Annotated in this window: 15 protein-coding genes; 3 read left to right on the top strand and 12 right to left on the bottom strand. The window is 42.2% G+C overall.

Features of this window, described 5'->3' with window-relative positions:
* Positions 1–25: 25 nt before the first annotated feature.
* The 4 genes from FJN11_RS02025 to FJN11_RS02010 all read right to left on the bottom strand — a co-directional run bounded on the left by FJN11_RS02025 (position 26) and on the right by FJN11_RS02010 (position 8,655).
* Entirely contained in the window at positions 26–1,222 is a 1,197-nt protein-coding gene (locus tag FJN11_RS02025; protein ID WP_140223932.1) for a restriction endonuclease subunit S, read from the bottom strand.
* On the bottom strand, positions 1,215–2,819 hold the full coding sequence (locus FJN11_RS02020; RefSeq protein ID WP_140223931.1) for an HsdM family class I SAM-dependent methyltransferase: 1,605 nt from the start codon (positions 2,817–2,819) through the stop codon (positions 1,215–1,217). The genes FJN11_RS02025 and FJN11_RS02020 overlap by 8 nt, the downstream gene beginning before the upstream one ends.
* Complete coding sequence (locus FJN11_RS02015) at positions 2,819–5,881, bottom strand: DEAD/DEAH box helicase family protein (RefSeq protein WP_140223930.1); 3,063 nt, start codon at positions 5,879–5,881, stop codon at positions 2,819–2,821. The genes FJN11_RS02020 and FJN11_RS02015 overlap by 1 nt, the downstream gene beginning before the upstream one ends.
* A gap of 128 nt (positions 5,882–6,009) precedes the next feature.
* Positions 6,010–8,655 carry a DEAD/DEAH box helicase family protein gene (locus FJN11_RS02010; protein WP_140223929.1) on the bottom strand — a complete coding sequence of 882 codons (2,646 nt, stop codon included), beginning with the start codon at positions 8,653–8,655 and terminating at the stop codon, positions 6,010–6,012.
* Positions 8,656–8,786: 131 nt separating this feature from the next.
* Between FJN11_RS02010 and FJN11_RS02005 the strand changes: the two genes are divergently transcribed.
* Positions 8,787–9,404 carry a TVP38/TMEM64 family protein gene (locus tag FJN11_RS02005; RefSeq protein ID WP_125456276.1) on the top strand — a complete coding sequence of 206 codons (618 nt, stop codon included), beginning with the start codon at positions 8,787–8,789 and terminating at the stop codon, positions 9,402–9,404.
* A 42-nt stretch (positions 9,405–9,446) separates the two neighbouring features.
* Here FJN11_RS02005 and scrK read toward each other — a convergent pair whose 3' ends face one another.
* Positions 9,447–10,334, bottom strand: coding sequence for a fructokinase ScrK (gene scrK / locus FJN11_RS02000; protein WP_049524643.1), 888 nt, complete (start codon positions 10,332–10,334; stop codon positions 9,447–9,449).
* Positions 10,335–10,483: 149 nt separating this feature from the next.
* Positions 10,484–12,370, bottom strand: a complete 1,887-nt coding sequence (locus FJN11_RS01995; protein ID WP_140223928.1) for a sucrose-specific PTS transporter subunit IIBC — start codon at positions 12,368–12,370, stop codon at positions 10,484–10,486.
* A 380-nt stretch (positions 12,371–12,750) separates the two neighbouring features.
* On the opposite strand from FJN11_RS01995, the gene FJN11_RS01980 reads away from it, so the two are divergent.
* Together FJN11_RS01980 and FJN11_RS01975 are read left to right on the top strand one after the other, a co-directional pair.
* Positions 12,751–14,205, top strand: coding sequence for a sucrose-6-phosphate hydrolase (locus FJN11_RS01980; RefSeq protein ID WP_140223927.1), 1,455 nt, complete (start codon positions 12,751–12,753; stop codon positions 14,203–14,205).
* Positions 14,186–15,151 carry a LacI family DNA-binding transcriptional regulator gene (locus FJN11_RS01975; protein WP_140223926.1) on the top strand — a complete coding sequence of 322 codons (966 nt, stop codon included), beginning with the start codon at positions 14,186–14,188 and terminating at the stop codon, positions 15,149–15,151. The genes FJN11_RS01980 and FJN11_RS01975 overlap by 20 nt, the downstream gene beginning before the upstream one ends.
* Before the next feature lie 37 nt (positions 15,152–15,188).
* Here the strand turns inward: FJN11_RS01975 and FJN11_RS01970 are convergent, their stop codons facing one another.
* The 6 genes from FJN11_RS01970 to FJN11_RS01945 form a co-directional block, all read right to left on the bottom strand.
* Positions 15,189–16,463, bottom strand: coding sequence for a hydroxymethylglutaryl-CoA reductase, degradative (locus FJN11_RS01970; protein ID WP_140223925.1), 1,275 nt, complete (start codon positions 16,461–16,463; stop codon positions 15,189–15,191).
* Positions 16,463–17,635: a hydroxymethylglutaryl-CoA synthase gene (locus FJN11_RS01965; RefSeq protein WP_181146374.1), complete on the bottom strand. Its 1,173-nt coding sequence runs from the start codon at positions 17,633–17,635 to the stop codon at positions 16,463–16,465. Before FJN11_RS01965 ends, FJN11_RS01970 begins: the two co-directional genes overlap by 1 nt.
* A 113-nt stretch (positions 17,636–17,748) precedes the next feature.
* Positions 17,749–18,198, bottom strand: a complete 450-nt coding sequence (locus FJN11_RS01960) for a threonine/serine exporter family protein (protein WP_020901615.1) — start codon at positions 18,196–18,198, stop codon at positions 17,749–17,751.
* Between the two features lies 1 nt (position 18,199).
* Positions 18,200–18,958: a threonine/serine exporter family protein gene (locus FJN11_RS01955; protein WP_023946522.1), complete on the bottom strand. Its 759-nt coding sequence runs from the start codon at positions 18,956–18,958 to the stop codon at positions 18,200–18,202.
* Positions 18,959–19,046: 88 nt separating this feature from the next.
* On the bottom strand, positions 19,047–20,960 hold the full coding sequence (gene pknB / locus FJN11_RS01950; protein ID WP_049511029.1) for a Stk1 family PASTA domain-containing Ser/Thr kinase: 1,914 nt from the start codon (positions 20,958–20,960) through the stop codon (positions 19,047–19,049).
* Complete coding sequence (locus FJN11_RS01945) at positions 20,957–21,697, bottom strand: Stp1/IreP family PP2C-type Ser/Thr phosphatase (RefSeq protein WP_049511028.1); 741 nt, start codon at positions 21,695–21,697, stop codon at positions 20,957–20,959. The genes pknB and FJN11_RS01945 overlap by 4 nt, the downstream gene beginning before the upstream one ends.
* Positions 21,698–21,705: the final 8 nt, after the last annotated feature.

Here is a 21,705-nt window from a genome sequence, read left to right as displayed (position 1 = left end):
CTTTATTTACTTATCTACAACTAATCTACTCCACCTGCACCTGTCCATTCATCAGCATTGGCAAGAGCCAATCGCGAAGTTGGGTGAGTTCTTGGTTTTGGTTATTATTTTCATGTACACCCTCATATATAGGTTTGACTATTTTAGAATATTGTTCTGCAATTCCAAATTCAAATACTATTGGATACTCCATAATGTGTTTTTTATCACCCCTGGGCATTTTTGATCCTTTAGAACCTGCTACATCATAGTTAAAAAAATCATCTCTAGCAAGAGTTGCATAAATAAATTCTTTAGGAATTGTTCTATTCGTCCTAATACAAAGTACATCTGCACTGCATCCACCTGTTCTATCACTTAGCCAAATCTTCTTAAAATAAGGACGAATATTTGAAATTAGAATGTCTCCCGCAGAAAATTTCGTTGAAGTTCCTGACTTAGGAATTGATGTAGTAAGTTCAATTCCACCCATATCTGCAATCATATTATCAGTTCCTACATAATTTTCTATATTAAGCTCAAAAGAATCAACTTTTTCAGAAACGTATTGAGAAATATCCCCCAACTTCTCCACTCCCCACCCCTCTGGAATTTCGTATTTGAGTTCTGGGTGATAGACCATCTTTCCGCCTGATGATTTGTAGGGTTTACCATTCTGGTCTGGGAAATCAAACTGCACAAACCAGTAGTCATAGAGGGTCTTAGCCATAGCTTCCAACTCTTGATTGATTTGGTTGTTGATTTGGATTTTCTTATCTAAAGCACCCAAAATATCTGTTATTTGATTTTGTTGTTGGATTGAGGGGACATTCGGTATCTTAGTATCTCTTAAATTATCGTTATATAATCTTTTTATGGTACTTCCATTTGTAGTAATAAAAGGATTTGTTTGTAAAAAATAATAAAGAAACTGATTTGTTACCTTTGATTCGTCATTTTCTATCCATACTATATTGGAATCTTGAAAATAAGAAGCTTCTCCATCAAATATTACTGTTTTCCCAATTGTTCCTGCAGCAGAAATTAAAATATCACCTTTTTTAGGATATGAATATTTTTCTTTGTATTCACGATAAATCTTTTCATCAATATAGACTGTCGGAGTGCCACCAAACGTTGAGATTTTATAAAAAGGGATTCCTGAAAATTCATTTGTCTGAGATTTCAATATTCTCTTACACATTGAGATTTTTCCAATCTCCCCTAACCTTATGCTACTCATACTTCAACCCCTTCATTTGCTCTTCAATCTCCTGCTCCAGTTCATGCGATTGCTGGAAGAGGTCTGAGAGTTTGTTTTGAAATGCGCTCATTTTGGCGTCAAACTCTTCTGCTGTGATATCCACATAGTCAATCTTAATTTCAAAGTATTGACCTGCGCTAAGAGAGTAGTTTTTCTCCTTGATGTCCTCATAGGAGACGGTGACAGAAAAGTCCTCGACGACTTCTTTCTGGATAAAGGTCTCGACAATCTTCTGCTCTTCCTCAGGAGAGAGCACGGTCTTTTGGTTCTTGCCTTCCTTGACCTTGGTTCCCAGGTTTGAGGCATCGATGAGGACGACATCACCCTTGTTTTTCTTATCGATAAAGAGGATAGAGACGTTGGTCCCTGTCGTCGCAAAGATATTGGACGGCATGGAAACGACACCTGCCAGCATTTGATGATCCACCAAGTGTTGGCGGATAGCCTTATCAATCCCTGACTGGGCCGTGATAAAGCCTGTCGGCAAGACAACGGCCGCTTGCCCATCTGGTTTCAGGGAGTAGATGATATGCTGAACAAAGAGCTCGTAAATCGCCATCTTGTCCTTGGACTTGGCTGGAATCTTTGGTACTCCTGCAAAGAAACGCTTACTGGCTTCTGGCAAGGTCTCCACTTGGTCACGCCACTCTGAAAAGTCCAGCTTGAAAGGAGGGTTAGACACGATATAGTCCATCTTCTCAGGATGGCGATTAGCGATAATGGTATTTCCCTGTACGATATTATGAATGGAGTGTTGGAGACCATTCAAGATCAGATTGAGACGGAGGAGATTGGATGATTTTTGCGAGATATCCTGACTGTAAACAGTGGTCTTATCCACACCGATACGACTAGCCAGGTTCATCAGCAAAGTTCCAGAACCAGCAGACGGGTCATAGATGCGCACGTTTGATGGTTGGTCATTTCCCACAAGAATATCAGCAATAATCTTAGCCACAGAGTGAGGCGTGTAGTACTCGGCATACTTACCACCACCGTCTTTGTTGTAGTCCTTGATCATGTACTCAAAGAGAGTAGAGAAAAAGTCGAAACCTTGTGAAAAAATGGTCTCATCAAACTTAACTCGTGCAAGGAGATTGATGATAGCTTTTGCAACCTCGTTACGCTTACTGCTATCTGATATTGTGTCGGTAATCAAGCGTTCATCAAATAGACGAATAGCTGTATCGCCGTCTGTATGCACAGAGAAGATATCGTTATTATCAATAGCTATCTGATTAAGAGTATTTTCAAAACTCTCGTAGAAAGTCGCTTCATTTTGCTGACGGTGAAGCGTTTCGATCAACTGGTCTGGCTTGAGCCAAGCTGTACTTGTACCGATATCCTCCAAGAGCCAGTCATAGTCATCTTCACTCATTGCTAACAAGTTTTCATAAGTGTTGGATTCATCCAGCACCTTGGCTTGATATAAAAACTTATCATTTAAAAATTTGTAGAGGAAGGACTGGGTGAGGAGTTTGTACTCACCCGCTTCCCCTCCTAGTCCTGCATGAGTAAAGACTGCTTTCAAATCATCTACCAAGTCTTGGACTTGAACTTTATATGTTTCATTCATTAGTGTTGGTATTCCTCTTCATATCCTTCAAATAGCGACTCGACGATATCGTTAAAAACCTGTCTTGTCAAATCACTTGCAGATTGGTTGGTTTTCATTGAAATTCGGGCTACTTCTCGAATCAATTTCTTGAAGAAGTCCTCGTTATCGAGCACTCCTCGATTTTGACCGATTTTGTGATCCAGAGTAACTTTAGAATCTTTAATGACATGATAAACTGCTGGGTACTCGCTTACCATAGTCGAGTTGGTCACGTGTTTATAGGAACGCGCCGCCATTTCATCTCCGCCAAAATTCATCGTCAAACGTCTCATATGAGTACGATAATCTTCCACTGACTTAAAGAGGTCTTCGTACTCTTTTTGAATTTCTTTGATGTTTTCCATAGTATAGCCTTCTTGCCCATGAATCAGATGCTTTTTCATGATGCGCTGGAATTCTTCGTAGAGAAAAACCCACTCAGGATCTTTCTCATCACGCTGTTTTATGATGCCTCCAGCAACTCGACGCTTCAAATCTTCTAGGTCATTGGCTGCTAGACGGAGTTCTTCCTCCGCAATCTTGACAAAACTAAAACTGGTCTCAGACATGGCAAGATTTAAAAGAGTGCGACTAGAAAAGTCATCTGGCTTATCTATCAGTGACAAGGTCAGCAAACGTCTTGAGATGACATTGAGCAGAGTTGCAATCTGAGCAATATCAATCTGCTTAATCAAATGGTCATAACCAAGTAAGCGGGCGATATTATAGTACTGCTTAACCGATTCTAAGGCTTTTCGTAGTTCATTTAGTTGCTTTCTATCCTTGATATCATCAATTGATTGAGAAAAGAACTCTAGATTAGAGGTTGGATAGTCCATGAGGATGCGCTCTGTCTTGCTGAGTTCCTGAGAAATTTCCTCAGCTGGCACAAAGAGCGAACCAAACACATCCTCTCCATTTTCCCCAGTCAGGGTTGTATCATACTCTTGATTGAGTTCTTCTAGATAAGCACGATTGGTTTTGTCAAATTCTTTAGAAATATCCGCAAAATCAACTACATAGCCAAAGAGATAGTCCTTGTAAGGACGATTCACACGAGTCAAAGTCTGGAGAAGGTTATGAGCCTTAATCTTGCGACCTAGATAGAGACGCTTGAGGCGAGGCGCATCAAAACCTGTCAGGAGCATCGAATAGACGATAATGAGGTCAATCTTACCTTCCTTATAGGCATCCACCTTTTCCTTTTTCTCTTCCTTGTCTCCCTCATCATGGAGGATGAGAGCAGAGGTCAAGTTGGTTGTTCCAGCCTTTCGTCGTTCTTCTAACTGCTTTTCAAGCTCACGCGCCTGCTTGGACGAATCACAGACAATCATACCACCAATTGTCTGGTCATCAAAAACCAGATCACGCGCACGATTAAAGTCCTCCAGAATAAAATCAAGCATTGGTTCCACATAGTGCGGATGAGCAAAGATATCTTCTTTGGATAAATCCCCACGTTGGATTTCTTCATTGATGGCTCTGAGATTATCTTTATAGGACGTCTCGATATCTTCTCGCATGAGACGTAAGGTAAAACCATCATCTATAGACTGGTTGTAGTAGTATTTATGGATATAATCTCCAAAAATATCACGTGTAGTCGCATGACTTTCCTTGGTCTTACCATCTTTCTTGTAGGTAATCAAAGGGGTCCCAGTCAAGGCAATCTTGATCGCATTGGTATCTGCCTGATAGAGATTTGGCAGGTAGGAACCTCGTTCGTTATAAGAGCGATGGGCTTCATCGATAAAGTAGATATTTTGACGATTGAGATCATAGCCAGAGCGGTCGGTCAGGTCTGAATCATCTTTGAACTTCTGAATATTGACAACGGCGACATCATAGCCGTCTTGTTTTTGATTGAGTTCTCGAGGATTGTTGATGCGCTTAACTTTTAGACCTCTTTTGGTAAATTCCTTAAAAGCTTGGTCTGCCAAATCCAGGCGATCAACGACAAAGTAAAACTGCGGAACAATCCCCTGTTTTGAAAAATAATTGGTAAGATAGCGGATATTGAAGAAAGCCAAGGCAGTCTTACCTGATCCCTGTGTATGCCAAATAACACCTTTTTTGACACCTTTTGCGATGGTTTCTTCGATGGCTCTTGTAGCGAAGTATTGCGGATAACGCATGACATGCTTCTGCAATTGTATCTGACCTTCCTTGCTTTCTTCTTCTACATAAACCAGCCCAAAACGAAGCATGAAAAGCAGACGTTCTTTTTGATACAAAGAAGATAAGAAAGTATTGCAGGGAGTGTTGGGCTGTAAGTTTGTTGTAAATTCTGGTTGAGATTTGAGAGCAAAACGCTTCACATCCTCAAGTACGAAATCAATTTGTTCATCTCTTAAAGGTACAATTGAATTCAGAAAATCTACTTCTCTTTCTTCCTTGAAAGCATTAAACTTGGTTTTTGAATAGGCATTTGAACCGTAGTAAGAACCCCGTTTTTGTTGACCTTGACCACTGATATAAGGTAAATTATCTGATAGAGCTATCAATTGAGTAATATTGTTAAAACGACGGAACTTACGATTTTCAAAACGGTATCTAGTTCTATCCTGTTCTGACTGAATCCCTGTCTTTCCATCACGGATAGCATTGGGTTGTTTAACTTCGATATAAGAAAGGGGAAGTCCATTGATAAACACAACTATATCCGGGCGAAATTCATCTTGCCCATTTTGACAAGTGACTTCAAGCGCCAGATGGAAGATGTTGGCTTCAGGATTTTCCCAATCGATATAAACAGCACCTTCTTGTCCCTGTATCCTTTTAAAGAAGGAACGCCCTAAATCATTTTGATCCAGTTCCAGCTTGATATTGGCCAATTCTCTCTCAAAATCTTCATCTGTTAAGTAGTTATTAAATGTTAAAAATTGCTCTTTAAAAACAGATACAAGAATATTGGTATCTGGGTCTCTTTCTGCAATTTCCTTCCCATTGCGAGGAAGATAGGTATAGCCCATACGCATCAAATGCAGAGCTGCTGGGATTTGTACTCTTGTTAATTCAGAAAAATCTTTTCGTCTTGCCATAAAAACTTCCTTTTGCTAGTCAGAACTGTCTATTTTTACTAACAATATCTTTCAGACTATCTCTTCAATTTGTCTCATAGTTAATTATCTATTATATCATGTTCCGGCCAGAAAACGCTCACTTCCTTCTATTTCAAAGCACTTTTGACCTTTTTCTTAGTAATGATGCGGTCGTTTTTGTTGGCTAGAGATTTGAGTCGAGCTTCTAGCAGGATTTTTCTCCCTACTTCGTTGCGGGTGTAAACGAGTTGGTAGTTGCCCAGATATGGTGCGACGGCATCTAGGAAGAGCTGGGCATCTTCCTTGCGTTTTTCAAAAAGGCTAGGAACCACAAAATACTTGGACTGACCTGCTGGTGCTTTTTTAGCTACTAAGAGGTAGCGTTGATTGTCCACGGGCGCAAAGAATTCTCCTAAAACCTTGGAAAAGAGTTCCTTTTCTCGCATGCTGCCACCTTTTAGATAGGCAAATACGTTAAAGCTTTCCTTGTCCTCCTCGACCTGCACGCGCGACTGGTCATCAGACAAATGCCCGGCAGTCACCATGACTTTGCGAATAGCTTCACCGATCTGGCGCAAGCGTTTATAAGGACTCTTGTAGCTGTAATAGCGAAAGGCTGTAATAGCTAGGAAGAGGACACAAAGAGCTGTCAACCATGGCAAGGCAAAGAAGGTTAGTCGAACGACATAAGCTAGGAGACTAATGGCAAATATCATCAGAGCGTAGCGAAGCCACTTTTCAGCATCCGCTAGGGCGAGCAGAGGGATTCGTTTGCTGTCGGTCGCAACTTCATTGACAATCTCAATCTTATCAGCAACAATGAGAGATTCCTGCCATTTTTTACGTAAGGAGGCGCGATCCTTGGATAGTTCCATGATTTTCTCGTTATAGTCTTCGATTTTCTTTTTCTTAAATGGAAACTCAGGAAAGTTCAAGCGTTCCAGACCTGTTTCAATGGTATCTTCCTTATAGGACAAGCCAAGGAAATGATCCATACGACGGGCAAGGGTTTGTAGGTCCTGATAAGGATTGAGGTCTTGTTCTTCTTGATCCTCCTTAGAAAAGACTGGATTTTTGTAAGGTTTGATGGCTACTAGGTGCCAGATATTGCTGGTCTTATCTGGATGTCCTGGCCAGATACGGATGGCACGGCCCCGCATTTGATTGCTGAGCATAAAGCTTCCGACAAAACTTCCGAGGATGAGAGAGTTGACGCAAGGGGCATCCCATCCTTCTCCCAAGAGAGACTTGGTTCCGACCAAGACCTGGATAGAACCACGTTGGAAGAGTTCGGTCACTGCTGCGACCATCCCCTTAAAGCTGGATGGGAAGCCTACTTGGAGATAAGTACCTTGATCGAGTTTTCCAATGGCAGAGAAGCTTAAGCTAGTGTTTGGAATGAGTGCTTCGAGTTCTGCCTTAACACTAGCCGGTATGATCACGACACTACCAGAAAGGACTGCTATCGGGACAGACAAGCCTTGCTTTTGTGCACTTCTGCGAATGGTTTCAAAGTAAGGGAGGACTCCTAATTGCGTGATTGGTGCTTGGTCATCTCCCAGATAACTGGCAAAATCCTTACGGATATAGTCCGCCAAGACTAACTGTCTCAAGTCCTTTCCTAGACTGGCATACTCGGTTTCAAAGATAGACGCAATCCCAGCTAGTTTTCCTAAAGATTGGTTTAGGATTTGGTCATTGGCCTTGGATTTGACCAAGAAAACCTGACGTTTTTCAATCAACCCTCTTGATTTCAGTTCTGCTTCTATCTTTTTCTTTGTCTCCTGCGGATCCTCATACCAGTCAGGAGTCTGATAGAGAAGGCCTTGCAAGAGAACTTCTAACCAATAATAATTGAGGGCAGGCAAGCCTTCAGCTCCCAGTAAATCTCGTAGATGCTTGGGAATTTCCTGTTTTTGAGCTTGTAGATAAATGAGGAGCGACGAGAGATACTTGGGATCTTCAAGGAGAATATCCGCAGAAATTTTCCCTTTGAGAACCTTGGAACTCCGAATCAACTCTTGGAAGTCAGGATCAAGGACTAGTTGACTGACATACTGCCACTTGGTGTCTTCAAACTCCTCCAAGCGCTTGTCCTCTTCCTTGGTCGGAAAACAGATATAGACAAAGTCCTGATGAGGGCAAAGAGTGTCTTCCTTAACCAGTTCTGGCACTGTGATTTCTTGGTCAATCTCACCACACATCTGGAGATAGCGATCCCAGAGTTCTGGTTCACTGTCATAAGGCGGTGTCGCAGTGAGAGAGATGACTTGCAGTTGCTGGTAGTTTTTACGGAAGTCTTCTAGACTTTTCCACCATTCATTTCTCAAGTGATGGCATTCGTCCAGACAGAGAGTTTCTACACCCCTTTCCTTGAGTCTGCCAAGCAGGTCAAAGCCTATAAAGTCCTCAACCTCGCCGTTATCTTCTTGAGATTGCACCTGTTGCATAGCACTGTGAAAGGCTTGGTAGGTGGCGATGGTGATTTGCTTCATGTCCTTGAGATTTTGAGACACGAGACTTGTGACCTGGTTCTCATCCTCTAAAAAGGCCTGGCGAATCCTATCCACCCATTGTTCTCGGATGGTCACCGTCGGTACCAAAACGAGAGCAGGCTTATCAAAGCGGGCAATCAACTCGATCCCTATAGTTGTTTTCCCTGAACCTGGTGCTGCCACCAAGTGAACATGCCCATCTGCTTGGTATTCTTGGAAGTTTTCCAAGACCTGTTTTTGGTAGTTGCGCCAAGTCCCATTAAACTTTAATCCCAACATGATTCTTCCTCAATCTAATTTAGCATTTGATTATTTCCATTTTACCATAATTATTCTACCTCTAGACACTCAGATAGTTTAAAACCGTAAATTATGGTATAGTAGAGTTATACTATCTATGAGGAGTTTACATGTCACAGGATAAACAAATGAAAGCTGTTTCTCCCCTTTTACAGCAGGTTATCAATATCTCATCTATCGTCGGGGGAGTCGGCACCTTGATTTTCTGTATTTGGGCTTATCAGGCTGGGATTTTACAGTCTAAGGAAACCCTCTCTGCCTTTATCCAGCAGGCAGGTATCTGGGGTCCACCTCTCTTTATCTTTTTACAGATTTTACAAACGGTCGTCCCTATCATTCCTGGGGCCTTGACCTCTGTGGCTGGCGTCTTTATCTACGGGCACATCATCGGGACTATCTACAACTATATCGGCATCGTGATTGGCTGTGCTATTATCTTTTATCTGGTGCGCCTCTATGGGGCTGCCTTTGTCCAGTCTGTCGTCAGCAAGCGCACCTATGACAAGTATATCGGTTGGTTGGATAAAGGCAATCGTTTTGACCGTTTCTTTATCTTTATGATGATTTGGCCCATTAGTCCAGCTGACTTTCTCTGTATGCTAGCTGCCCTGACCAAGATGAGCTTCAAGCGCTATATGACCATCATCATTCTGACCAAACCCTTTACCCTCGTGGTTTATACCTACGGTCTGACCTATATTATTGACTTTTTCTGGCAAATGCTTTGACACATAAAAAATCCGTTTGGTTTCCCAAGCGGATTTTGTGCTTTATTTTGAAACTTCTTTTGCAAGAACAAAGTTTCCAAGAGTAGCAGAACCATTTCCTGCTACTGCTGGCGTCACGATGTAGTCACGCACATCAGGTACTGGTAGGTAACCATTGAGAAGAGCTGTAAATTTCTCACGGACACGGTCCAGCATGTGTTGTTGAGCCATGACTCCTCCACCAAAGACAATCACGTCTGGGCGGAAAGTCACTGTCGCATTGACCGCAGCTTGAGCGATATAGTAGGCTTGAACATCCCAAACAGGGTTGTTGAGTTCAATATTTTCCCCACGAACACCTGTACGAGCTTCCAAACTTGGACCAGCTGCATAGCCTTCCAAACAGCCTTTGTGGAATGGACAAACACCATTGAATTCTTTTTCAATATCCATTGGGTGTCTAGCCACATAGTAATGACCCATTTCAGGGTGACCCACACCACCGATAAACTCACCACGTTGGATAACACCAGCACCGATACCTGTACCGATTGTGTAGTAAACCAAGTTTTCGATACGGCCACCAGCATTATTACGGGCAACCACTTCACCATAGGCAGAGCTGTTTACGTCTGTTGTAAAGTACATTGGCACGTTGAGGGCGCGACGAAGGGCACCAAGCAAGTCCACATTTGCCCAGTTTGGTTTTGGAGTCGTTGTGATAAAGCCATAAGTTTTTGAGTTTTTATCAATATCAATCGGACCAAATGAACCAACTGCAAGACCAGCAAGATTATCGAATTTTGAGAAGAACTCAATGGTTTTATCGATTGTTTCGATTGGAGTTGTTGTTGGAAATTGTGTTTTTTCTACAACGTTAAAGTTTTCATCACCGACAGCACAGACAAACTTTGTACCGCCCGCTTCCAAGCTTCCATATAATTTTGTCATGATAAACCTCTTGTTTTTATTTTCTTTATTATAGCATATTTCGAAAGTCTAAATTTCTCTATTTTTTAGATTTTCCTCTGTAAATCTTACCATTCAAGCAAAAACGAACAAACATGTCATTTGTTCGTTTTCACATTAGAGAGGATTGATTAGATTTTCACTTCGATCACAGCATCACCCTTCGCAACTGAACCTGTTGCGACTGGAGCTACTGAAGCATAGTCAGCTGTGTTTGTAACGATAACCATTGTTGTATCATCAAGTCCCGCTGCAGCGATTTTGTTTGAGTCAAATGTTCCAAGAACATCGCCCGCTTTAACCTTGTCACCTTGAGCAACTTTTGCTTCAAAACCGTCACCGTTCATAGATACAGTGTCAATACCAACGTGGATCAAAACTTCAGCACCATCAGTTGTTTTCAAGCCAAAAGCGTGTCCTGTTGGAAAGGCAATTGAAACTTCAGCATCAGCTGGTGCATATACCACACCTTGACTTGGTTTCACAGCGATACCTTGTCCCATAGCTCCACTTGAGAAGACTGGATCATTGACATTAGCAAGAGCGACAACATCACCAACGATAGGAGTTACAAGTGTTTCATTTTGAAGAGCTGCTGGAATGTTACCAGTTGTTTCTTCTTGGACCAAACGTTCTGTCTCTACTTCAGTAGCAACTTCTTTTTCATCCTCATAACCAAACATATAAGTAAGAGCGAAACCAAGAACGAATGATACAGCTACCATAAGAAGGTATTGTGCAAGTTGTCCGTTACCGATGTAAAGCATTGTACCAGGGATGATGGTGATACCATTACCAGTACCTGCAAGTCCAAGGATAGAAGCCAATCCACCACCGATTGCACCAGCAATCAATGAAAGGAAGAATGGTTTACGGAAGCGCAAGTTAACCCCGAAAATAGCAGGCTCTGTAATACCTAGGAAGGCAGAAAGAGCAGCTGGGAAAGCAAGTGTTTTTAGTTTTGGATTTTTAGTTTTAACACCAACCGCAACAGTCGCAGCACCTTGAGCTGTCATAGCAGCTGTGATGATCGCGTTGAATGGGTTAGCATGGTCAGCAGCAAGCAATTGAACTTCAAGCAAGTTGAAAATGTGGTGCACACCTGACACGACAATCAATTGGTGAACCCCACCGATCAAGAAACCACCAAGACCAAATGGCAAGCTGAGGATCGCTTTTGTAGCAATAAGGATGTAGTTTTCAACGACGTGGAAGACTGGTCCGATGACAAAGAGTCCAAGGATAGACATAACCAAAAGTGTCACGAATGGCGTTACTAAGAGGTCAATCACATCTGGAACAACCTTGCGGACAGCTTTTTCAAATTTAGCTCCGACAACCCCGATGATGAAGGCTGGAAGAACTGAACCTTGCAAACCAACAACAGGGATGAAACCAAAGAAGTTCATAGCTGTTACTTCACCACCTTGAGCAACTGCCCAAGCGTTTGGAAGTGAGCCAGAAACAAGCATCATACCAAGAACGATACCAACGGCAGGATTTCCACCGAATACACGGAAGGTTGACCACACAACCAAACCTGGCAAGATGATGAAGGCTGTATCTGTCAAGATTTGAGTGTAAGTTGCAAAGTCTCCTGGAAGTGGCATTTCAAGAGCGTTGAAAAGACCACGCACACCCATGAAAAGACCTGTCGCTACGATAACTGGGATGATTGGAACGAAAACGTCACCGAAAGTACGGATAGCACGTTGGAACCAGTTCCCTTGTTTAGCAGCTTCTGCTTTCATGTCAGCTTTAGATGATGTTGGCAAACCAAGCGCAACAACTTCATCGTACATTTTGTTAACTGTACCTGTACCAAAGATGATTTGGTATTGACCTGAGTTAAAGAAAGCACCTTGAACTTTTTCCAAGTTCTCAATCACTTCTTTATTGATTTTCTCTTCATCTTTGACCATGACACGTAGACGAGTCGCACAGTGGGCAACACTGTTGACATTTTCACGTCCGCCCAAGGCATCAATGACTTTTTTTGCAATTTCCTGATTGTTCATTTGCAAAAATCTCCTTATAAAATTTTTTGTTCTTGTTTGAAAGCGATTTTATCCGCCCTTACGACTATTATTTTATCATGTTTTAGAAATATGTCAAGCGTTTTGCAGAAAAAATATTCTATCCACTTAGTAAGCATGCTTTAGATTGATTGATTTTGACTGTTTTATCAGGTATTCCTTGAAAAAATAAGTTTAAAATCTTATTTAAAAGGGTTTTGTTTCATTCTCTTTCATATTTTCGTGAAAATTTGATTGATTTCCTGCATTTATTTTGTGACAAACGTTTGACAGTTTTTTCTCTTTTTTAACATAAAAGGCTTGCTTTTTTTTCCGAAAACGGTTACTATTAAAAGTGATAAGATTTTTGGAGGAATGAATGAATGGAATGGACAACTGAGCGTCGTTACAGACTTTATCAAGATTGGACGCAAGAAGAAATTCAACATATAAAAGAAAATATGGCACAATCTCCATGGCATACTCATTACCATGTTGAGCCAAAAACAGGACTTCTCAATGACCCCAATGGCTTTTCTTACTTTGATGGGAAGTGGATTGTCTTTTATCAGAACTTTCCTTTTGGTGCAGCCCACGGTTTGAAATCTTGGGTTCAATTGGAAAGCGATGATTTGGTTCACTTCACAGAAACCGAAGTCAAAGTTTTGCCTGATACTCCATTAGATAGTCACGGTGCCTATTCTGGTTCTGCCATGCAGTTTGGTGATAACTTGTTCCTATTTTATACAGGAAATGTTCGTGATGAAAACTGGATCCGTCACCCTTACCAGATTGGAGCTTTGATGGACAAAGATGGCAAGATTACAAAGATTGATAAGATCTTGATTGACCAGCCTGCTGACTCAACTGACCACTTCCGCGATCCGCAAATTTTTAACTTTAAAGGTCAATATTATGCCATCGTCGGTGGACAGGACTTGGAGAAAAAAGGCTTCGTCCGTCTCTACAAAGCTATTGACAACGACTACACAAACTGGCAAGCAGTTGGCAACCTTGACTTTGCTAACGACCGCACTGCCTACATGATGGAATGTCCAAACCTGGTCTTTGTAGGCGAGCAACCTGTCCTTCTATACTGCCCACAAGGATTGGATAAAGATGTTCTAGACTATGACAATATCTATCCAAATATGTATAAGATTGGGGCTTCCTTTGACCCTGAAAATGCCAAAATGGTAGATGTGTCTCAACTTCAAAACATGGACTATGGTTTCGAAGCCTATGCTACTCAAGCCTTCAACGCTCCTGATGGACGTGCTCTAGCTGTTAGCTGGCTTGGTTTACCTGATGTTTCATATCCATCTGACCGTTTTGACCACCAAGGAACCTTCTCTTTGATCAAGGAACTCACTATCAAAGACGGCAAGCTCTACCAATACCCAGTCGCAGCCATCAAGGACCTTCGTGCCTCTGAAGAAGCCTTCTCAAACCGTGTTCAAACCAAGAACACATACGAACTCGAACTCAACTTGGAAGTTAATAGCCAGAGCGAAATTGTCCTACTTGCTGATAAAGAAGGTAAGGGACTTTCAATCAACTTTGACCTTGTAAATGGTCAAGTAACAGTGGATCGTAGCCAGGCTGGAGAACAGTATGCCCAAGAATTTGGAACAACTCGTTCTTGCCCAATCGATAACCAGGCTACTACTGCTACAATCTTCATCGATAACTCTGTCTTTGAAATTTTCATCAATAAAGGAGAAAAAGTATTTTCTGGTCGTGTCTTCCCACATGCGGGCCAAAATGGTATCCTGATTAAATCTGGAAACCCAACTGGAACTTACTATGAATTAGATTATGGTCGCAAAACTAACTGATGTCGCCAAACTTGCAGGCGTCAGCCCTACTACCGTTTCTCGGGTTATCAACAAAAAAGGTTATCTCTCTGAAAAAACCATTCAAAAGGTTAATGAAGCCATGCGGGAATTGGGCTATAAACCCAACAACCTGGCTCGTAGTCTGCAAGGGAAATCAGCTAAGTTAATCGGTTTGATTTTCCCCAATATTTCCAACGTTTTCTACGCAGAATTAATTGATAAGCTGGAACACCAACTCTTTAAAAATGGTTACAAGACCATCATCTGCAACAGCGAACACGACTCTGAGAAGGAACGTGAATACATCGAAATGTTGGAAGCCAATCAAGTAGACGGCATCATTTCTGGTAGTCACAACTTGGGAATCGAAGACTACAACCGCGTGACCGCACCGATTATTTCCTTTGACCGAAACCTGTCGCCAGACATTCCTGTCGTTTCCTCTGATAACTATGCTGGTGGGGTTCTTGCTGCCCAGACCTTGGTTAAGACAGGCGCCCAGTCTATCATCATGATTACAGGAAATGACAATTCCAATTCGCCAACTGGACTACGCCACGCTGGTTTTGCTTCCATACTCCCAAAAGCTCCTATTATCAATGTTTCCAGTGACTTTTCTCCCGTCAGAAAAGAAATGGAAATCAAGAATATCTTGACCCATCAGAAACCAGACGCTATCTTTGCTTCAGATGATTTGACAGCTATCCTGGTTATCAAAATCGCTCAAGAGCTGGGAATTTCTGTTCCTGATGAGCTCAAGGTCATCGGCTATGATGGGACTTACTTTATCGAGAATTACTACCCTCAACTGGCTACTATTAAGCAACCCTTGGAAGAAATTGCCTGCCTCACTGTTGACCTCCTCTTGCAAAAGATTGAAGGCAAAGAAGTCGCAACAACTGGTTACTTTTTACCAGTTACACTATTACCAGGAAAAAGTATTTAAGCACAAGAAAACTCAGACTGAATTCGTCTGAGTTTTTTTATGATCTTAAGTTTTCGAGATAGCGCTGAGCTGTCTCTAGGTTAAAGGTTTTATCTGCGATGAGGCGCTCGACCAGGGGAGCAACTTCAGACTCACTAGCACCAGCTAGGAGAGCTAAGGATTTGGCCTGCAATTTCATGTGGCCTTGCTGGATGCCTGTACTCACCAAAGCTTTCAGTGCTGCAAAGTTTTGGGCAAGTCCGATAGACACGATAAGCTGGGCTAATTCTTTGGCAGAAGGATTTCCCAGTAGCTCATGACTGAGGGCTACACGAGGGTTAAGGCCGATAGAGCCACCCTTGGTCGCTACAGGCATGGGCAGGGTCATCTCACCGACCAATTCTTCTCTTTCAAGGTCCAGTGTCCATTGACTAAGACCTTGGTAGCGTCCATCTCGACTGGCAAAAGCATGGGCCCCTGCTTCAATGGCACGCCAGTCATTACCCGTGGCAATCAAAATGGCATCTATACCATTAAAAATCCCTTTATTATGAGTAGCAGCACGGTAAGGATCAGCCTGCGCAAACTGACTAGCCAAGGCTATCTTCTCCGCAATTTCTCGTCCTTGATCCTTTTGGCGGCTCAAGTATCGAAAGGCGATACGACAGCTTGCAGTCACCAGAGAATCGGTCGCGTAATTAGACAGGATTCCCATGAGACTCTGTCCCTGACTGAGTTCTTCTAAGACTGGCTTCAAAGCTTCCAACATGGTGTTGAGCATATTAGCACCCATAGCTTCCTGGGTATCAACATGAAGATAGACGACTAGAAAATCTGTTTCGCCTTTTATCTGCTCGACATGCAAATCACGCGCCCCGCCCCCGCGTTTAACAATGGAAGGATAGGCTTGATTAGCAAGCTCCAAGAGTTCAGCCTTCTTGCTGGCAATCTTCTCTTGCGCTTGTTCAGGATCAGCAACTTGATAAAGGGCTACCTGTCCAATCATCTGGCGCTCATGAACTTGAGCAGTAAAACCGCCTGCTCGCTTGATAATTTTACTTGCATAGCTGGCCGCAGCAACCACGGACGGTTCTTCTGTCACATAGGGAACTGTGTATTCCTGACCGTTAACGAGAACCTCTGGGACCAGCGAATAAGGCAGAGAAAAAGTTCCCACCACATTCTCACTCAGCTGGTCTGCCACAGTCACACTCATCTGTTCATTCTGCTCCAAACTCGCTTGCTTGTCAGGACTAAGGAGCGCCTGAACTTGTAACAGCTCGAGGCGCTCATGGTATGATTTTTTAGAAAATCCATTCCAACTTATCTTCATTATTTTTCAACCTTGCTATAACGGCGTTGGTGGTCAACAATTTCAACCAAGGCAAAATCTTGATTTTCATAGCCAGCAAACTGGGCAGAGTTTGTTTCATCTAAGTCTACTTCCTCAAAGAAGACCTTTTCATAGTCTGCAACGGATAGAGCAGTTCGTTTGTTGAGCTTGTTCAAGCGGTCCTTATCCAGATAAGCTTCATATCCTTCAACCAATTCACCACTAAAGAACTCAGCTACAGCCCCACTTCCGTAACTATAAAGGGCAATTTTATCCCCAGCCTTCAAGCTATCTGTATTTTCCAAGAGAGACAAAAGTCCAAGGAAAAGTGAACCTGTGTAGATATTCCCCACCTTTTGACTGTAGAGAATAGACTGGTCAAAATGCTTTTGCAAGAGGTCTTTTTTCTCTTGAGGCAGGCTCTTATCCATTATTTTTTTCAAGCCTTTTAGCGCTAATTTAGGATAAGGCAAATGGAAGCAAACAGCCGCAAAATCATCCAAAGTTAGCTGGTAGCGTTTTTGATATTCAAGCCATGTCGTTTTCAAACTATCTAGATATTGTTGGGTAGAATAGACACCATTTACATAAGGAGTTGTCGAGTAATTTGGTCGCCAGAAATCCATAATATCACGAGTCTGAGCTACATTGTCATTATTAAAAGCCATAATACGTGGATTTTGTGTAATCAACATAGCCACACTTCCTGCACCCTGAGTGGGTTCTCCAGGTGTTTCAATACCATACTTGGCAATATCGCTTGCGATGACCAAGACCTTGGACTCTGGAGAATTTTCCACATGCAATTTGGCATAATGAAGGGCCGCTGTCGCTCCATAGCAAGCTTCTTTAATCTCAAAACTACGAGCAAAGGGCTGGATGCCCAGCAAACCATGCACAAAGACGGCCGCAGCTTTACTCTGGTCAATTCCTGACTCGGTAGCAACAATGACCATGTCAATTTCTTGTCTCTCTTGCTCAGTTAAAATAGAGTCACTTGCACTGGCTGCCAAGGTCACGATATCCTCAGTTAGAGGCGCAATACTCAATTCCTTGAGTAAGAGTCCTTTGCTTAATTTTTCAGGGTCAATTCCCCTCGCTTCTGCTAAGTCTTGTAATTTCAAGACATATTGACTGGTCGCAAAACCAATCTTATCAATACCGATTGTCATATTTACCTCTGTTTTATCATTCATTGTAAAAAATCGTTCTATACTATTTTATCACAAATAGCAGTAAAAGATAGAAAAAAGACTTGATTCACCAAATCAAGTCTCTTATTATTCTAACCATTATGCTGTTTTCGTAAGTGAGAATAAAGTCTGAGAATCACTGTTCCACTAGCCATTCCAATGGAAATAACCAAAGCCAGCATAACAACCAAGGTTGCACTAGCAATGGCATGACTGTAATCTCCCGTCACAAAAAAGGCAGTTGTTCGATAGGAAAGATAACCCGGAACCAGAGGTGCCAAGATGGCCAAGATAAAGACTACAGCAGGTGTCTTATAAAGAATACTTAAAATCTGGCTGACACAAGAACCGATAATGGCTGCAATAAAAGTAGCCACAATAACATTGGTCGGTTCCTTGAGCAAGAGATAAATCAGCCAGACAGCCATGCCCAAAATCCCTCCTGGTAAGAGCATAGAACGTTGAACATTGAGTACGATTAAAAAAGTGATAATGGCAAGAAGACTTGCTACTGCTTGTAATAAAAAGGTTGTTAGTGTCATATTAATTCATCAATACCAAGGCGACAGAAGTTCCCGCCCCTAAAGCAAGGGTAATGAGCAGGGATTCAAACATCTTACTCATACCAGAGTTTATGTGGTTAGTCATAATATCACGGACCGCATTAGTCAAGGCAATTCCTGGTACAAACGGCATGACCGCACCAGCTATAATCAAATCTGCTGTTGAGGGAAAACCTGTGTAGCGAGCCCAAAACTGGGCTATCATCCCAAAGACAAAGGCTCCAGCAAAGGCTGTCACAAAGGGAATTCGGATAAACTTCTCCACATAGAGGGAAAAGGCAAAACCAAATAAGGTAGCCACTCCTGCCCCAAGTGCGTCGTAGATATTTCCACTAAACATAATTGAAAAGAAAGGAGCACTAAAGGTCGCAGCCAAAGTTACCTGCAACTTAGTATAAGGAAGGGGCTGGGCTTGCAAGGCCGTCAATTGCTTGAAGGCTGTCTCTAAATCAATTTGCCCCCCTACCAGCTGACGAGAAATCTGGTTCACATCACAGACTTTTTCAATATTATAAGAAGAGGAAGTCACGCGTTTCATTCGCGAAATATTGGTATTTTCAATGGAAAAAAAGATAGCGGCAGGCATGGCAAGAACATTGCAATCCACAATTCCCTGTGAATGCGCAATTCGAATCATGGTATCTTCTACACGATGAATCTCTGAGCCACTTTTGAGAAGAATGGTTCCAGCTAACATAATGACATCGATGACGGCATTTAATTCTCTTGATTCTTCCATGCGTTCCTCCTTTTATCAACTCTTTCTATTCTATCACAAATCCGGACTCAAAAAAAATCTTTGCCATGAAATCATGACAAAGATTCGTTTAATCACGAGAATTTTCGTGGTTTCCTTCACTATTTGGTTGAGTCGGAGTAGGAACCGTTCCTTGTTGATTTCCTTGCTGGCCACCTTGTTGATTCCCTTGATTTGGAGTAGTAGGTGAACCTTGGTTACCACGTGGAACTGACGTTGAAGAGGAACTTGATGGTGGTGTTTTGGGTTTATAAATCGAAATTTTAATACGTGTGCTGGCTAAATCAATTTTTCCACCCGGTTTTGGACTTTGCTCTACAACAGTCTCCTCACCTGTTCCTTCAGGAGCAGTAGACACTTCTACAACTTCGATATTAGCTTTTTTAATTCCATATATCTCTGTAAGATTATTAACTGCAAATTCTCGAGTTGAACCAATATAACTTGGCATTGAAATAGAATTCACTTTTTTAGCAACAGTCAGAACTATTTGAGTTGCCTTGCTAAGATCATAGGTTGTTCCCTCCGGTAAACTTTGTTTCATGATTGTACCAGCTTCGATTTCGTTGGATTCTTCTTCCTCAATCTTAATTAGATTTTCTGGAACCTTCTTACCTTTCAACTCTGCCACTACATCACTAGATTTTCTTCCAAGATAATTTCCGAGTTGGAAAGACTGCTGACCAGAAGACACAATCAAATTAATTTTTGTTCCTTCTTTGCGTGTCGTACCGGCGTCAGGATCGGTACGAATAACACGACCTTCTTCAACCTTATCACTAGCCTCTGTTTTTTCTTCACCAACCTCAAAATTGGCTTTCTTAAGCGCTTCTTTAGCCTCAGCAACCGTCTGACCTGCCACCTTTGGAACGGCAATGGTAGCGGGCGTTCTATATAAAATCCATACCAAGGATGCCACAACTAACAAGAAGGTCGCCAATAAAATTGGATAACGTGCTTTCAGGCGACGCCGTTTGGTTGGCTTTGGACTAGGTACTGGTTTTTCTGTCTGATGAGGCTGGGGCTTAGATTGAGGTCTTCCCTCTTGTACCGGAGCTTTAGGAATAGAAGTCAGAGTACTTTGTGGAACTTTAGGAAGAGTTTTAGTATCTGCCTTAGTTGCATCGTCAAAGACTAGCTTTGGTTCATTACGACGATTATTAGACAAACTACTCGACAAATCCACATACATTTCAGCGACTGATTTGTAGCGATCTGTCAATTTCTTGGCAGTTGCCTTAATAACAACATTTTCTAAAGCCTGAGGCACAGATGGATTTTCAGCTATAACCGATGGCAATGGTTTCTGGAAATGCTGGAGGGCGATGGTCACTGCGCTATCCCCATCGTAAGGAATATGACCTGTCAGCATCTCATAGAAAATAATCCCCATGGCATAGATATCACTCTGCACAGTTGCTTTAGAACCACGCGCCTGCTCTGGAGACAAATAATGAACGGAACCTAGCATTGAGTTGGTCTGAGTCAGACTTGTCTCTGCAAAGGCTACTGCGATCCCAAAGTCTGTAACTTTGGCAGTCCCATCTGGGGTCAAAAGGATATTTTGCGGTTTCAAATCCCTGTGAACAATCCCTCGAGTATGGGCTAAGCGCATAGCCAGAAGGATTTGTCCCATGATTCGAATCGCTTCTTCATTTGAAAGAGGGTGATGTTCCTTGATATAGCGTTTGAGATCTAACCCAGCAACATATTCCATTGCGAGATACTGTTGTCCCTCTTCTTCACCGATATCTGTAATCCGAACGATATGAGGATGGTCCAAATCTGCCATGGCTCTCGCTTCCCGCTGAAAACGAGCCACAGCAATCGGGTCTGTCTGGTAGTTGGTCCTCAGGACCTTTACCGCCACTTCTTCCCCATCTAGAATCAAATCTTTAGCCAAGTAAACATCTGCCATGCCTCCTCGGCCAATCTGTTTGAGAATCCGATACCGCCCGGCAAAAATCTTGCCGATTTGGATCATTCTGTTTCCTCCTCATTAACAGCAATAAGGGCAACTGTGATGTTATCTAAACCACCTGCATTGTTGGCAAAACGGATCAAGGTTGCTGCCTTATCTTCCAAAGAAATATCGCTGGTTACAATATCAGAAATCTCACTTCCTGAAATCATATTTGTCAAACCATCGCTATTGAGTAAGAGATAGTCCCCAGGCTCAAGGGTGATTATTCCAAAATCAGGCTGAATTTCATCTTTTTGACCAATAGATTGAGTAATAATATTTTTCTGTGGATGGCTAGCAGCTTCTTCTGGCGTCAATTGACCTGCCTTAAGCAATTCATTGACCAAAGAATGGTCGCTCGTTAACTGGTGGTATTCTTCTCCACGAATCAAACCGATACGAGAATCTCCGATGTGAGCATAAATAGCCTGATTATCAATAATGGCTACAGCCTCAAGGGTTGTTCCCATTCCTTTATAGGCTTCAGTTTGTCCCAATTGGTTAATCCTTTGATTTTCAATCTCAAGGTTGTTCGCAAACCATTCACGCACTTCATTAACCGTATCGATTTGTGTATCAACCCAAGCTACACCCAGGTCTGTTACCGCCATCTCACTAGCGATATTCCCTGCGCGATGACCTCCCATACCATCAGCTAGGATAATCATGGTACGTCCAGCTCTATTGACATAGTGGTTGACATAGTCTTGGTTATTTGTTCGTTTCTGACCAACATCTGTTAATAATGAAATTTCCATGTGTTAGT

Origin of the sequence: Streptococcus symci, assembly GCF_006385165.1 — a bacterium.
Lineage (GTDB): Bacteria > Bacillota > Bacilli > Lactobacillales > Streptococcaceae > Streptococcus > Streptococcus symci.
Note: the sequence above shows the minus strand (reverse complement) of the source record. Positions and strands in the feature narration are given on the sequence as shown.